Source organism: Micromonospora sp. WMMD1219 (assembly GCF_049315215.1).
GTDB lineage: Bacteria > Actinomycetota > Actinomycetes > Mycobacteriales > Micromonosporaceae > Micromonospora > Micromonospora tulbaghiae.
The window spans coordinates 1,126,293-1,140,449 of sequence record NZ_CP186057.1; the positions used below are offsets into that span (position 1 = coordinate 1,126,293).

The 14,157-nt window shown below is 68.4% G+C and carries 13 protein-coding genes; 10 read left to right on the top strand and 3 right to left on the bottom strand.

All coding sequences use genetic code 11. The features are described 5' to 3' along the window. Window positions 1-161: 161 nt before the first annotated feature. The 4 genes from dnaB to ACN27C_RS05345 all read left to right on the top strand — a co-directional run bounded on the left by dnaB (window position 162) and on the right by ACN27C_RS05345 (window position 5,493). Window positions 162-1,547, top strand: a complete 1,386-nt coding sequence (gene dnaB, locus ACN27C_RS05330) for a replicative DNA helicase (protein WP_422750608.1) — start codon at window positions 162-164, stop codon at window positions 1,545-1,547. A 1,038-nt stretch (window positions 1,548-2,585) separates the two neighbouring features. Next, window positions 2,586-3,356, top strand: coding sequence for a DUF2637 domain-containing protein (locus ACN27C_RS05335; RefSeq protein ID WP_422751576.1), 771 nt, complete (start codon window positions 2,586-2,588; stop codon window positions 3,354-3,356). Between the two features lie 462 nt (window positions 3,357-3,818). Next, window positions 3,819-4,757 carry a replication-relaxation family protein gene (locus tag ACN27C_RS05340; RefSeq protein WP_422750609.1) on the top strand — a complete coding sequence of 313 codons (939 nt, stop codon included), beginning with the start codon at window positions 3,819-3,821 and terminating at the stop codon, window positions 4,755-4,757. Window positions 4,758-5,343: 586 nt separating this feature from the next. Next, window positions 5,344-5,493 carry a hypothetical protein gene (locus ACN27C_RS05345; protein WP_422750610.1) on the top strand — a complete coding sequence of 50 codons (150 nt, stop codon included), beginning with the start codon at window positions 5,344-5,346 and terminating at the stop codon, window positions 5,491-5,493. A 145-nt stretch (window positions 5,494-5,638) separates the two neighbouring features. Here the strand turns inward: ACN27C_RS05345 and ACN27C_RS05350 are convergent, their stop codons facing one another. Further along, window positions 5,639-6,118, bottom strand: coding sequence for a GNAT family N-acetyltransferase (locus tag ACN27C_RS05350; protein ID WP_422750611.1), 480 nt, complete (start codon window positions 6,116-6,118; stop codon window positions 5,639-5,641). Window positions 6,119-6,412: 294 nt separating this feature from the next. On the opposite strand from ACN27C_RS05350, the gene ACN27C_RS05355 reads away from it, so the two are divergent. Continuing rightward, the gene (locus tag ACN27C_RS05355) at window positions 6,413-6,586 is read left to right on the top strand and encodes a hypothetical protein (RefSeq protein WP_422750612.1); all 174 of its coding nucleotides are present in this window, start codon (window positions 6,413-6,415) and stop codon (window positions 6,584-6,586) included. Between the two features lie 69 nt (window positions 6,587-6,655). Here the strand turns inward: ACN27C_RS05355 and ACN27C_RS05360 are convergent, their stop codons facing one another. Beyond that, window positions 6,656-7,288, bottom strand: coding sequence for a 2'-5' RNA ligase family protein (locus ACN27C_RS05360; protein WP_422750613.1), 633 nt, complete (start codon window positions 7,286-7,288; stop codon window positions 6,656-6,658). A 13-nt stretch (window positions 7,289-7,301) separates the two neighbouring features. Beyond that, the gene (locus ACN27C_RS05365) at window positions 7,302-8,771 is read right to left on the bottom strand and encodes a helix-turn-helix domain-containing protein (protein WP_422750614.1); all 1,470 of its coding nucleotides are present in this window, start codon (window positions 8,769-8,771) and stop codon (window positions 7,302-7,304) included. A 375-nt stretch (window positions 8,772-9,146) separates the two neighbouring features. Between ACN27C_RS05365 and ACN27C_RS05370 the strand changes: the two genes are divergently transcribed. Genes ACN27C_RS05370 through ACN27C_RS05390 form a run of 5 tightly spaced genes read left to right on the top strand, consistent with a single transcriptional unit; the run spans window position 9,147 to window position 14,086 of the window. Beyond that, a complete protein-coding gene (locus ACN27C_RS05370) occupies window positions 9,147-10,553 on the top strand; it encodes an APC family permease (RefSeq protein WP_422750615.1) in 1,407 nt (468 codons plus the stop codon). 5 nt (window positions 10,554-10,558) lie between these two features. Next, on the top strand, window positions 10,559-11,563 hold the full coding sequence (locus ACN27C_RS05375) for an acetamidase/formamidase family protein (RefSeq protein WP_422750616.1): 1,005 nt from the start codon (window positions 10,559-10,561) through the stop codon (window positions 11,561-11,563). Between the two features lie 9 nt (window positions 11,564-11,572). After that, entirely contained in the window at window positions 11,573-12,253 is a 681-nt protein-coding gene (locus ACN27C_RS05380; RefSeq protein ID WP_422750617.1) for a GOLPH3/VPS74 family protein, read from the top strand. 12 nt (window positions 12,254-12,265) lie between these two features. Next, window positions 12,266-12,931, top strand: a complete 666-nt coding sequence (locus tag ACN27C_RS05385) for an N-acetyltransferase (protein ID WP_422750618.1) — start codon at window positions 12,266-12,268, stop codon at window positions 12,929-12,931. Window positions 12,932-12,958: 27 nt separating this feature from the next. After that, window positions 12,959-14,086, top strand: a complete 1,128-nt coding sequence (locus ACN27C_RS05390) for a hypothetical protein (protein ID WP_422750619.1) — start codon at window positions 12,959-12,961, stop codon at window positions 14,084-14,086. The last annotated feature ends 71 nt before the right edge of the window (window positions 14,087-14,157 follow it).

The window sequence follows — 14,157 nt, forward strand, 5'->3', positions numbered from 1 at the left end:
GCGTGCCTTGTTGTCGCTGACGGAGGGCGGCAGTGCTGGCATCAGTGAGGACTCCATGGTCGGCGGTCGCGTTTCGACCAGCAGGACCTCGAAAAAGTCTGGGACGTCCGGCGACTGGAGCAGAGGGCCTGTTCAACTGTTATCCACTGTGGTGTGTCACCGTGCAGGCCGTCGTGAAGAATTGCGCCATGCCAACGACGACCGCCTCAGCCGGCGGATCTGACCAGCCGATACCACCGCAAGACGTCGCTGCAGAGCAGGTGGTGTTGGGAATCGTCCTGCTGCGCAGTAAGGCTATGGCGGACGCGTCGGAGATGCTCGAGCCGGAGGATTTCTATCGACCGGTCCACCAGGTCATCTTCGAGACGATGCGCGAGGTGCACGGCCGACAGGAGCCGGTAGACCCGATCACCGTGGCCGCAGCCTTGGCTGACAAGGGTGATCTCGAGCGTTGCGGTGGTGCCCCTTACCTACATTTGTTGGTCAGCGCCGTTCCTGCGGGTGCTTCGCTACGGGCACCCGCCCGTTCGGTGGCCGAAGCGGCGGTTCGTCGCAGGCTGCTCGAGGCTGGACACCGCATCGCCCAGTTGGCGATGCACGACCACTCGGGTGACATCCGCGACATCGTAGACCTTGCTCAACAAGCGATCGCGGACGTGAGCCGTCCCCAGGCCGATGCTGAAGTGGACGTCTTCGCCGACATCCTGCTGCCAGTACTCAACGAGGTTGAGGCCGCCGCGGAGGAACAGAGCGGTCGGCTAACGACCGGCTTTGAGGACCTGGATCGGCTGCTCAACGGACTCCTCCCCGGTCATCTCGTGGTCATTGGCGGGCGCTCCGGCATGGGCAAGTCGACGTTGGCTGCCGACCTGCTCCGTCATGCATCCGTGCGGCTCGGACGTCCGGCAGTGTTGTTCACTAAGGAGATGGACCGGCTCGAAGCCGGTATGCGGATCATCTCAGCGGAGGTGCGGGTGCCGCTGCACGTGCTGCGATCCGGGTACCTGTCCGACGATGACTGGACGACGTTGGCTCGTGCGATGTCGGAGGTTTCCGACGCCCCGCTTTTCATCGACGACCGGGTGTGGACCATCGACGAGGTCCGCGCGAAGTCTCGCCGCCTGCACTCTCGTCACGGTCTGTCCTTGATCGTGGTCGACTACATTCAACAGTTCGCCAAGGGTGTCCACGACCGGTACCGGGAGGTCTCCGACGTCACCCGCGACCTGAAGGAGTTGGCCCGGGAGCTTCAAGTGCCCGTGGTGGCGGTCTCTCAGCTAAACCGCGGTCCCGAACAGCGCACCGACAAGCGACCCCAGCTTGTCGATCTCCGCGACTCCGGCACTGTCGAAGACGACGCCGACGTGGTCATCCTGCTGCACCGCGACGACTACTACGACAAGGAATCGCCACGAGCGGGAGAGGCGGACCTGATCGTCGCCAAGCACCGCCAGGGACCAACCGACGCCATCACGGTCGCCGCCCAACTGCACCTGTCCCGCTTCGTTTCCATCCCGGCCGCACCGGCCGAGGAGACGTCGGATTGACCGTGAACCTCGGCAACCTGCAACCGTCCACCGCTCTGAACGTGGAACTCGGTTCCAGGGTCGGCACGCTGATCGTGTCCGCCGTCCGCTTCTGCCCCGGCTTGAGGTGACGAAGGACCACATACTCGCCCGCTCATGCCGCCGGCCCAGCAATCGAGATGACCGTCTCGCTATGCGGTCGCTCCTGCAGGTTCTTTGCCTGGGGTCGGGTGGACGCAGACGGACTTCCGGCGACCAGGGCGGACTGGATAGCACTCCACCGGACCGGCGTCAAGACTCCGGGACCGATCCTTGCGAAATTGGGGGTTGACTCGACGGGTGTTCCCGGGGCGTACTGGATACACGTTCCCGCACTGTCGGCTGGCGCGATCGGCCAGGAAGAGGCGGGTAGGCACTCCCGGAGCCGGGGTGCCTGCTCTTGTTCGCGTCGATGGTGACGGGATCGTCGAGAGAAGGAGGCCCCACATGAAGGATCGCTCGTCGGCGAGTTGAGCCGCCGCACCACCATGGCACTTGTCGAGCGCTGCCGGTGGCCAGAGTTTTGACCCTGTGGTTCGGCTTGCCGTCCGCCCCCCGTGTCCGCCTGTTGACCGCAACCTGCTGTGCCGGTTGTGGCGACGCCTGCTGCCCTGGCGCCTGCCCCTGCGAGGGGTCCGGCTTGTTCGTTGACTCGACCATAGTGACCTCTCTCGGCCCCCGTATCTACACGATGGGTTCCGCCCGGCCGGGCGTCACCCGGCAGGGTCGCGCCTGCCCATGCCCTGATCTGAGCGGGCAGGCGCGACCCGGACGGCACCCGACAACACCGCATCGTCAACATCTATCAACTGGAGTACGACGTGACCTCAATCCACATCAATCCCACCAAGCCGACTGCCATCTCGGTCCGCCCCCGTACGACGACGCCGGTCAGGACTGCGCCCGTGCTGCCCCACGGGAGGTGGGCCGTTGGCGACATCTGAACAGCGATCCGACGACGTCGCCGCCGATCAGCGGACGGGGCGGGAACGGCTGGAGAACCACATCCAGGTGCTGATCATGTTGTTGATCGGCGGCGCGGCCGGCGCGGCCTCCTTCCGGCACGTCCATGACGTCGCGGCGGCACACGGTCAGCCGGGCTGGCTCGCCTGGGCCGACGCGGTCGTGCTGGAGTTGGCCTCGATCGCCGCCGGTCTGGAACTGCGCCGCAACCGCCGCCTGGGCAAGAGCGTCGCCTTCCCGGCGACCGTCCTGACCGTGGCGGTGATCCTGTCCCTCGCCGCCCAGGTGGTGGAGGCGGAGGCGTCGGCGATCGGCTGGATCGCCGCCGCACTGCCGGCGCTCGGCTTCCTGGCGATGGTGAAGATCGCCCTCGGCCGCGCCGATCTCGCCCCAACCCACCGCACTCCCCGCCGGTCTGGACCGGCCGCGTCCGGACCCGTACGCATAGTTGACGCTTCGGTCCCGGACACCCGCGAGACGGCCCCGACAACACCGCTGCGGGTCCCGGCGAGCGCTACCGCGGTCCGGGACTTGCCCACTGCAGTCTCCGCCCCGGCGGACCAGGACCCGGCGGTCCCGGACCGGCGCGACGACGGTGCCCCGGTCCGGGACCGGGGCCCGGAGGTCAAGGCGCTGGTCCCGGCCGCCCGGACCGCCGCTCGCGTCCTCGCTACCCAGGGGACGCCGCTGTCCCGAAAGGCCCTCGCGCGGCAGTTACGCGCGGAGGGGCATCAACTATCCAACGCGACCGCCTCGGCGCTCGTACGCCTCGTACGCGCCGAGCGGACCTCGCCCGCGCCCGTTCTGTCACAGCAGGAAGCTGCGTGACAGAACCACGACCTGCGATTTCTGTCAGACGGAGCCGTCTGAGTGAGACCAGCGCCTGCCTCTGTCAGGAAGTTCGTCGTCTGACAGAACCTGACCCGACCTGGCAGAGCGAACACCGGCCCGTCCGCCACGGCGGGGCGGCCGGTCTCTTGCGCTGCCTCTGCGCCCGCGTCCCGATCGTCGAAGGAGCAACGAGCATGTTCACCCAGCTCAGCACCCCTCACCTGTACTGGCTGGGTCGTCACCGATCCGCCCGGCAAAGCCTCTCACACGGCCCTGGCGGAACCCGTGTGGATGGCCGTGCTGATGTCGGTGTCGATCTCCGCTGCACCGTCCGTCTTGACACCGACCCCCGGACTGACCCCCCGGTCCCCCTCACAGCCCAGGTCAGGCCGCCTATCACCGACCCTGATCGGCTCCAGACACACCCTCATGTGTGGGGTATCCCCCCAGGGGCCGCCGATGCGTAGACCGCTGCCGGCTCCGGACCCGCTGCTGCGCCTGCAGGCGAGCATCACCGCCCGTGACGACCGTCTCCTCGGCTGGCTCTACGACCACGGAGTGCTGACCACCGACCAGATCGCCAGCGCGCTGTTTCCGTCGTTGGACTTCACCCAACGACGGCTACGCCGCCTCACCGTCCTCCGCGCGACAGACCGATTCCGACCCAACCGAGCCGACGGCGGCTCCTACCCGTACCACTACGTCCTGGACCAACTCGGCTACGACCACGTCCACGCTCAACGAGGACTCGGACCACCGCGCCGGGACCAAGCCCGCCGCCGCAAACAGTCCCTGACCGCGCGGCCCGACCTGCCACACCTGCTCGGCGGCAACCAGGTCTTCATCGACCTCGCCACGCACGCCCGCACCCACCCCCACACCAGCTTGGAACGCTGGCATCCTGCCTCAGCCTTCCACGACCCAGGGGTGTTCTACCGCCAAGGCGGCAACCCGCAGATGATGGTCCATGGACCAAAGGGACTGCCCCGCCCCGACGGCGCCGGGGTGTGGACCGAGCGCGGACGGTCCGTGCCGTTCTTCCTCGAGTACGACACTGGCCGCGAACGCCTCGACATCCTCACCGAGAAAGTCGCCAAGTACGAACGGCTTCATGCCATGAGCAACTGGGCATGGCCGGTCCTGCTCCACCTACCCTCCGCCCGCCGCGAAGCGAACCTGCACCACCGCCTCGCCGGCATCGATTTAGACACCGTCATCGCCACCACTACCACCGAACTGCGTCTCGCACTCGGCGCCAGTCCCGCCGAGCGGGTCTGGCAACTCACCGGCCGCACCGCCGGCCGCCACCGCCTCATCGACCTGCCCTACACCGACACCCACCACGACGACGAGTTCCCGACCCACACCTCGCCACGTGGGAACGAGCGTGCAGCCTGATGACCCAGGCCGGGTGGGACCCCACGCGGCGTGCGAGGCCGACACGCCGCATGACGCGCGCCCGCCCCCGCACCCCTGCGGCCGTCGACCGCCGTACGGCCCTACCGTGCGAAACAACGGCGCGGACGGCACACAGCCAGCGCCAAATGGCGACCACGCCGGTACTCACCGATCTGTCAGCACGGCGCTCCGGTGACAGGCCAGCAACCGAACCGCACACTCACAAACAGCGACCGCGACGCGACAGATCGCGTGAGTGGCGACCCCATTCGCTTTCGCAGCCACTGGAGCTAACCTCTGCGGCCCTCGCCACTGTCGTCGGGGTACATCGCTGTCTGACCGAGCGGCGAGACCCGGCGATGAACTCTGATGCCAGTTCCCACGAGAAGGAGTTGCCGATGACCCGATACCTCGACCTCACGCCACGAGCCGTCCTGGGAGGGACATGGCCATACGCCGTGACCAGCAATCACGCGCGACCACACCACACCCGTCGCCGGCGGCCAACCTCACGAGGACATCCGCCGACGAGTCCCCGACCGCCCACCCCAACACCGAGCCCCTGACCCAGCCAGGGACGCTGTCGATGGCCCACTACCTGACCGACCCGAAGACCGAAGACGAAATCCAAGCCCTCGCCGCCGAAGCCGGCCTACCCGACATCGACCAAGCCGCTAAGCTCGCCCGACTCTTGCGCCTGCACCACCAGCCCGCCGCTCCACCACACGCCGCGTGACCTGCACCCGCCCCACCGGGCGGGCGCAGCCGCTGCTACCGCCGGCCCGAACTCGGCAGGCAGGGCGGACTGAAATCACACCGTCGCCGAGGTCTACTTCGCCGTGCATGTCGCGGTGGTGACGTCCTGCGCGGGCCACTTGACGTTAGGCGCCGATCGATCGCTCATACACGGCGCGGTGCTTCCCCGGCCCCTTGAAGTCGTAGATCACGGACAGGCCTGCCTCTGTGGTGTCGCCCGGAACGTTGCTGAAGCCCAACCCGAGCCACGCACTGTGGGCAGCGTGGTTGTCGGACTCCGAGGTGAGGAACAGGCGCAGGCATCCCCACAGGGAGCCTTGGCGGTGAACTTCTTCCACGAGTGCCCGCGTGACCCCTTGACGGCGGTGGCTGGGGTGCGTCATCACGTCCTGTAGGTAGATCTCTGACGGGTCGACCTGGCTTCGAAAGGCGATTACGCTGCCGGCGACTTGCCCGTTGATGATGGCGAGTGGGCAGGTGTTGGCGAACAGCGTGGCGTACAGCCAGTAGTCCGATGAACCCCGCAACCTGATGTACGGCTCACCCAACGCCAGCAGTTTCTCGAGGTCAGGGATCCGGTCGACCGTGAGCGGGGCGATGATCATGAACGGCTTCCTTCGGTGAGTTCGATCGACGCGGCGAGGTCCCGTGCGGCGACGGCGGGGTCCAGGGAGTCGGTGACTCCGCGACCGACAACGAGGATGTCCCATGAGCGTCGTCGGCTGGCTTCAACGTCGGCGGGTTCGAAGCCGCCGGAGACCGCGACCGCCAGCTTGGTCCACGACCTGATGAGTTGCGCCTGGTCGAGGGGGAAACCGGCTACGCCCAGTCGATGTTCGTGGTGATGGCGAAGCCATCGACTCCCGCGCGTTGCATGTCCTGGCGCCACCAGCACGCCGGTGGCCTGCCTCAGCGCCGTGCACGCACGCGACGGCATTCTGCGGCTGACCAACATCCCGCCCGCAGTCCAGCGGCACCTGTTCGCCGCCGGACTGTTCGGTCTACTCGACGGCAACGGTGGCGGCGAGAAGGCCTCGGCTCAGCCCACTTCTCTGTCACCCGAGCGTGTATGACCACCGGCCGACACGGCAACGGATTGCGCGGGCCAGTATCGGGGTGACATGGCGGACGTAGAACAGGATTCAGGAACCGAGTTCTACCGATGCGTACGGTTCCCACACGTACATGCCCTCGTCCCGATTGAGGACGATGAGCTGGCACGAGGTGATCAGCGCGTCCGCGCTGATCTTCGGTGCCGAGGAAAGGGCCCCAATGAGCGGCGCCGCGGGACCGTCGGTGTTGGTATAGGCCAGGCTGAGGTGAGGGTTATAGGGCTCGGCGGTCTCGGGTACTCGGTTCTGCCCCCAGACGTCGGCGATGGCGGCACGGATGGCGGCGCGGAGTTGCCGCACGGGCTCGATCGGGTCGACGGCGATCTGGATGGACTCGGGATCGACGTGGGGGGTGCCGATGGTGAGCTTGAAGGGTGACAGGCGCGAGCACCGGTCGGTGGCGGCGGCCACGATGGCGTCGACGTCGTCGGTGGCGACGTCTCGAACGAAGCCGATGCCTTGCATGGTGAGGTGAAGCCATCGGTTCGGAATGACGTCGAGGCTGGGCTGCGAGGAAAGTAGGGACCGGTACTGGTCAGCGAGCTTCTCGACTTCAGGTTGCCCGTCGAAGGTGATGTGCCAGGTGTAGAAGCGGGAGCCGATGCCCCAACCCGGTCGCCAGTACCAGTGGTTACGGATATTGGTGACGTGCGGGACTGCCATGGGTTCTCCAGGTTCAGGGAAGTTGCCGGGCGGCGCCGGTGGCGCAGAACTCGGTGATGGCTGCTTGGACAGTGCGAGCCTCGATGCTCGTGCGCAGCGACGGGTTGCCGGCGATGTTGCGCCCGACGCCACGCAGGCGGTGCACCAGCGGCTCGAGCCGCTGCTCGGGTGGCAGGGCGAGCACCGGTGACAGGACTGAGAACGCGCCGTCGAGGCTGCCGGCTTTGAGATGCGCTGCGGCGGCCCAGATGCGGATCTGGGCCAGCGTGCCGTAGGCGACCGTGGGATCCGCGGCGGCTTCCGCAAGGGCGTGCTCGGCGTGCTCGACGGCGTTGGCGGCCTCGCCGATACGGAGCAGCACCGAACCAGCGTAGTTGTGTTGGCGCACCGTGCCGCAAGCGAGAAGGCCGCCCACCGGGTCGCGGCTGGCACGTTGGCGGGCCTCTTCGGCCCGCTGCAGTGCTGCCCGGGCCGGCTCGACGGCGCCGATCTCCGCCCAGGCGTCCGCTTCCTGGCAAGCCAGCATGACCGCCGCGCTGCCCTCGGCGGCGTGGCCGTAGCCGCGCACGGCGGCATTCGCCGCATCTTCGAACCGTCGCTCCCACAGGTGCGTCTTGCTGATCGTGGAGAGGACCCAGGCACGGAGGGTGTTGTCGCCGACGGTCTCGGCGCACATCCAGGCCGTGCGTGCCTGGGACTCGGCTGCGGCGGGGTGACCGAGGTCGCCTGCCATCCAGGCCAGCAGGGTGCAGAGGTAGCCCGCCCAGGTGTAGAGCTCCCGAGACTGATCAGGGTTCTGACGCCCGGTCTGCAGAAGGCGGAATACGCGATCCGCCAGGAGGCCAGCCCGGGCGTAGACGACAACGGGCGGCTCGGTCAGGTAGTCGACGGCGATCCTGCGGGTGGAGGCGCGGACATCATCAAGGGTAAAGGGCCCGACGTTGGAGGCTTGCGCCCATGCGCCGAAGCTTGCCGTGCGTTCTGCCACCGCTATCACCAGTTCCGTCTCGTCCTGCAGAGCGCCGAGGTCCCACCGCAGAGGCTCAGCCGCCGCGCCAAGCGGCGCTGAGGATGCGACCGATGGCGCAGGCATCAGGACGGCGTTCCTGCCGCTCAGCGCCTCTCGGTCTGCTTCCGGCATAGCGGCCAGGTCATCGAGGTCGACCAGACTGCTCGGTTCGGTTCCGAGGACTTGCGCCAGCGCGTTCAAGGCGGCCAAGGTGGGCCGACGGCCACCGAAGGGCCACCGCTCGTAATCGCTGATCCGCGCCCCGGTGAACGTCGCCGAACCGTTCCCTTTGGCGTTCAGTCTCTCGGCTACCGCATCCTGGGTCCAACCATGGGCCTGGCGAAAGGCATCTCGGGGGCGCAGCCCGAAGCGTCGCTGCAACTCGGCGGCGATGGCCGTCGGCGTCGCTCCGAAACCGGCAAGCGTCTGACGTACGTGATCACGCTGCGCCTTGGTGCCCGTCGTCCTTGCCATCGCGGTCACCTCCTACGTGCTGCCTCCTGTCGCACGGTATCGCCCCTCTCATCGGCATCGGTACGGGGCGCGGCGAGGCCACCGGCCCTGGGGTGGGTAGCTCGCCGCTAATTGATCAAAGTACGTGCAGGTCGCAGGCGTGCGCGGGTGGGGGAAAATCTCACCACCGCTGGGAATCCATTGACGTGGATGCGCTTGGCAAGCTTGCCGAGCCGGATCACCGTCGGTCCGGATGTAGCCACCGCCGGTGACGAATGGAGTGGCTGCTACGGCAACGTCAATCGCGGATACCCGTCGCCGTCAGGTCGTTCACGACCACCCGGCAGGCGTCTCTCCGCGCCCTGCTCGCGCTTCTCATCCTCGTGAGGATTACCGATGACAACCTCGAACGACCTGGCCCGGTACGGCTACCGGCAGGAACTGGCGCGCCAGCTGCGATTCCGGGATCTGCTGGCGTATGGCTTGGTGTACATGGTGCCGATCGCGCCGATGGCGATCTTCGGCAGCGTGTACGCGGGCTCCGGTGGCATGGTGGCTCTGGCCTACGCGGTCGGTGTGGTGGCGTTGGTGTTCACCGCGTTCTCGTACGCGCAGATGGTGAAGGCGTTCCCGATGTCGGGCAGCGTCTACAACTACGCGGGCCGGGGAATCAGCCCGCCGGTCGGGTTCCTCGCCGGCTGGGTCATCCTGCTCGACTACGTGCTCGTGCCCGGCCTGCTGTACCTGGTGGCGTCGGTGGCGATGCACTCCACGGTGCCGGTGGTGCCGGTGTGGCTGTGGCTGCTCGGGTTCGTCGCGGTCAACACGGTCGTCAACTCGGTCGGCATCCGCATGACGGCGGTGGTCACCCGGGTGATGCTCGTCGGTGAGCTGATCGTCCTGGCGTTGTTCCTGGTCGTCGCCGGTTGGGCGCTCGCGTCGGGTAGGGGCCGGTTCAGCTGGGACGCGTTCTACAACTCCGACACCTTCACGTGGTCCCTCGTGGCGGGAGCGGTGTCGATCGCGGTGCTGTCGTTCCTGGGCTTCGACGGCATCTCCATGCTGGCGGAGGAAACCCGCGACGGCGCCCGGCAGATCGGCCGGGCGATGGCGGCCGTGCTCGTCCTGGCGGGGGTGCTGTTCATCGCGCAGACGTGGCTGGCGGCGATGCTCGTGCCCAACCCCGACGCGCTACTGACCGAGGGCGACGTGAACGGCACCGCCTTCTACGACGCCGCCGCGGTGGCCGGCGGAGGCTGGCTGGCGACGGTGTGCGCGGTGGCGACGGCGATCGCGTGGGGCCTGCCCAACTCGATGGTCGCGCAGGTCGCCACGTCCCGGCTGCTCTACGCGATGGCCCGCGACCGGCAGCTCCCCGCGTTTCTGGCGAAGGTGTCGGTGCGCCGCAGCGTGCCGATCAACGCCACGCTGCTCACCGGTGTCGTGTCCCTCGCCCTGGGCTTGTACATGGCCATCCGCTCAGACGGGATCACGCTGCTGTCGTCGCTGATCAACTTCGGGGCGATGGTCGCGTTCCTGGTCCTGCACGTCTCCGTGGTCGTGCACCACCTGATCCGCCGACGTAGCGGCAACTGGTTCGCGCACCTGCTCATGCCCGCCATCGGGTTCGTGATCCTCGCCTACGTCGTGGTCAACGCCAACATCGCCGCCCAGCGCCTCGGCCTGGCATGGCTCGCCCTCGGCATGGTCGTTCTCGCTGGCCTGTACCTGACCGGCCGGCGGCCGGTGCTGTCCGGCCTGGCCCCCACCCAGCCCGTCGGGCGTGACCTGGAGCGGGTGTGATCCCGATGAGCCACCTCACCTACCGGCCCGCCCGCGACGAGCTCGCGTACACCTTCGGTGGACGCCTGCCGGTAGCGCACCTCCGCTCCGGCGACCTGATCACCGTGCACACCGAGGACTGCTTCGGCGGTCTCGTGCGAGGACCGGCGGACCTGCCGTCGCAGGTGTGCCAGATGCCGTACCTAAACCCGGTGTCGGGGCCGTTCTTCGTCGAGGACGCCGAGCCCGGCGACACCCTCGCCGTGCACCTCGTGTCGATCGAACCAGCCCGCGACTGGGGCGTGTCGGCTACCTTCCCGTACTTCGGGGCACTCACGTCGACCTCGCACACCGCCACGTTGCAGCCGCCGCTGGAGGAGCGGGTGTGGGTGTACGGCATCGACCGGCAGGCGGGCGTCGTGCGGTACCGGGCCACCGCCAGTGACCACATGGTCGAACTGCCGCTGGAGCCGATGATCGGCACCATCGGCGTCGCCCTCGGCGGTATGGAGTCCCGGTCCACGATCGTCGGGGACTACTACGGCGGGAACCTCGACACCCCGGAACTGCGCGCCGGCACCACCTTGTATCTCGGGGTGAACGTGCACGGGGCAATGCTCGCCCTCGGCGACGGACACGCCCGCCAAGGCCACGGCGAAGCCTGCGGCGTCGGCGTGGAGATCGCCACCGTCACCACCCTCACCATCGAGGTCATCAAGGGCGCCGACACCGCCTGGCCCCGCCTGGAAACCGACACGACGATCATGTCAGTCGGCTGCGCCCGCCCCCTGGAGGACGCCTATCGCATCGCGCACAAGGACCTCACCGCCTGGACCGTCAACCTGTGCGGCCTACAAGTGCTCGATGCCTATCAGCTCATCTCGCAGGCCGGGCGGGCACCCATCGGCAACGTCTGCGACCCCAACTACACCGTCCTGGCCGCCATCGACAAGGCGCTGCTGCCGCAGCCGCAGCCCGCCTACCGCGATGCGCACGTCCGGCTGCGGGCCCTTGCCGCGGTTCAGGAATAGGGGCCGGGGATGACCGCGTCGATACCCCGGCTGCCGCTGCGTGACGAGCTGTTCCTGCTCGGGCACCACGACGACACCGGCCAGCCGCACCTGCACCGCCAAGCCCTGGCCCTCGGCATGGCCGGCGCAGTGCTGATCGACCTGTTCCTCGCCGGACGGATCACCCTCAACTCCTACGACGAGCACCCGGCGGCGGACCGGTGGCTACGCCTGAACTCCGACCAGCCGGTCGGTGACCTGATCGCCGACACCGCCCTCGCCGCGATCCACCACTCCCGGACCACCCCGACCGTGAAGGCGTTCCTGCGCAGCTTCGCCGACGACCTGTATGAACGCACCCGCGCCGGACTCGTCGCCGCCGGCATCCTGCGCCACACTGCCCGCCGCCGCCTCGGCGGCCTGGTCCGCGCCGACGCCTACCTCGCCACCGACACCAAATGGGCCGTCGTCGCCCGCGCCCGGCTGCGCTACCTCGCCGCCGGCCGCGAACAACCGGACAACCACACCGCCGCCCTCGCCGGACTCGTCGCCGTCCTCGGCCTCACCGAGCACCTCTACCTCGACGACGACACCACCACCCTCACCACCCACCTCAAGACCATCGCCGCCCAGCACCACCGGCCCATCCGGGAGATCACCGCCGCCGTCGACGCCGCGATCGGGGACCTCGCCACCGCCACCTACCGATAGACCGCCGAGGAGATGACAACAGCCGTGGACCCCAGCGTTCGTATCCGTGCCGCCCGCTGGACAGACAGACAGGTCGTCGCCGCGTTGATCGCCGACGCCCTGCACCCCAGCCCGCTCGGTGCCTGGCTGGTGCCGGACGCCGCGCAGCGCCGCCAGGTGCTGACCGACGTCGTCGCGGTGTGGGTGGAACACGCGATGTTCTTCGGCGACGTACACCTCACCGACGACCTCACCGCCGCCACCGTCGGCTTTCACCGCTACCGACCGATCCCACCACCGACCAACTACCCGACCCGCCTCGTGCAGGCCGCCGGAGCACACGCTGAGCGCTTCACCACCCTTGAGGGCCTGATCGCACAGCAGCAGCCCACCGAACCGCACTACCACCTGGCGCTCCTCGCCGTCTCCCCGACCGGGCAGAAGAAAGGTCTCGGCAGCTCCCTGCTTGGTCATCACCGCGCCCGCCTCGACCGCATCGACCTGCCCTCCTGGACCACCGCTCCCGCAGAAACAGAGCGCCTGTACGCCCGCTACGGGTACACGCTCCGCCCGTCCCTCACCGTGCCGAACGGACCGAGCCTGCGCCCCATGCGCCGCAACCCCCGCCACGCCAGCAACCCCATGCCGATCAACCCTGCACGCCCCGTCGGCAACCGCTGGCACGACCAGCACGCCTAACCCGCCCACCCCTCCCACGGACAGATGATGGCCTTCCCCCGCAGATACCCACCCGACCTCGTCGACGCGGTCGTTCAGCGCGTCGCCGACGCCCGCACCATCAAGGCCTACGGCGCCGTCACCACCGTCGCCCGCCAACTGGACCTCGATCCCCGCATCGTGCAGAAATGGGTCACCAGGGCCACAACTCCGCTACCGCGTCAGGCGGACAACGCGGCGGACGGCACTCGACCCTGGGACGTCTACCTAATTCCCGGGCTGCTGCACTGCAAGTTCTGCCACCAACCGATGGCTCAGACCGAACCGGCCGACGCGGCACCGCCGGCGTACCTCTGCGGAAACGACTGTCGGCGCAGGCCACTCCACGCCGTCGTCATCGCCGATCACGTCGGTCGAGCAATCCTGCGACACGCGCCACGGATCATCCCCGCCTCCGCAGCGACACCAACGCCTCCACACCTGGCCGCCATCCACGCTCACCGCGTCCTGGCACACGTCACCGTCGGCGCCACCGCCCGCGACATCACCCTGACCTGGCGCGCGATGCCCGTAGGCAGCCCAGACCCGTGCGAATCCGGACGCGCGCAGCACGCCGCTGCCTGCGACCTGACCCTCAACGATCCGCTACGCGCCCGACACCTCTTGAACAACAGCCTCAGCGGCATTGACCCCGCCACCGCCCCACCTCATCCGATGCACGCCGAAGCCGCCACCATCCTGGCCACACTGCACCTGCGGCTCGGCGAACTCGACGCCGCTACCGCCTGGGCCGGGTACGCCCACCACAGCACCGACCACCTCTACGGCCCCACACACCGGCGCAGCCTGCACACCCTGCACCTGCTCGCCGCAGCCCACCGCACCGCCGGCCACCATCAACGCGCATACCACCTCTACCGGCAGCTCGGCGAACGCTCCACCAGCAGCTGCGGCCCACGCGGCCACCGGACCCTCGCCGTTCACGCCACAACAGCTCTCGTCCTGCACGACCTCGGACACTGCCAAGCCGCCTGCAACCTGCTCGCCGACACCATCGCCACACACCGCCGCGAGCACCCCGGTCACCCCGCCACCGCCCGCATGACCCACCACCTCGCCCGCATTCAACAGGACTGCCTCACCAAGGCTCACCGCCACGAGGACGGTGAGGGCTGACCACCACCCTCGCCGGCATCGGCGTCGACGCCGCCCGTAGCAAGACCTACGAAGGATCAAGGAGGCCCACC

Excerpts from the sequence above, each read along its gene's own strand:
- ACN27C_RS05335 (WP_422751576.1), top strand. The coding sequence starts at position 2,586 with ATGTTGTTGATCGGCGGCGCGGCCGGCGCGGCCTCCTTCCGGCACGTC.
- ACN27C_RS05340 (WP_422750609.1), top strand. The coding sequence starts at position 3,819 with ATGCGTAGACCGCTGCCGGCTCCGGACCCGCTGCTGCGCCTGCAGGCG.
- ACN27C_RS05345 (WP_422750610.1), top strand. The coding sequence starts at position 5,344 with ATGGCCCACTACCTGACCGACCCGAAGACCGAAGACGAAATCCAAGCC.
- ACN27C_RS05350 (WP_422750611.1), bottom strand. The coding sequence starts at position 6,118 with ATGATCATCGCCCCGCTCACGGTCGACCGGATCCCTGACCTCGAGAAA.
- ACN27C_RS05360 (WP_422750613.1), bottom strand. The coding sequence starts at position 7,288 with ATGGCAGTCCCGCACGTCACCAATATCCGTAACCACTGGTACTGGCGA.
- ACN27C_RS05365 (WP_422750614.1), bottom strand. The coding sequence starts at position 8,771 with ATGGCAAGGACGACGGGCACCAAGGCGCAGCGTGATCACGTACGTCAG.
- ACN27C_RS05370 (WP_422750615.1), top strand. The coding sequence starts at position 9,147 with ATGACAACCTCGAACGACCTGGCCCGGTACGGCTACCGGCAGGAACTG.
- ACN27C_RS05375 (WP_422750616.1), top strand. The coding sequence starts at position 10,559 with ATGAGCCACCTCACCTACCGGCCCGCCCGCGACGAGCTCGCGTACACC.
- ACN27C_RS05380 (WP_422750617.1), top strand. The coding sequence starts at position 11,573 with ATGACCGCGTCGATACCCCGGCTGCCGCTGCGTGACGAGCTGTTCCTG.
- ACN27C_RS05385 (WP_422750618.1), top strand. The coding sequence starts at position 12,266 with ATGACAACAGCCGTGGACCCCAGCGTTCGTATCCGTGCCGCCCGCTGG.
- ACN27C_RS05390 (WP_422750619.1), top strand. The coding sequence starts at position 12,959 with ATGGCCTTCCCCCGCAGATACCCACCCGACCTCGTCGACGCGGTCGTT.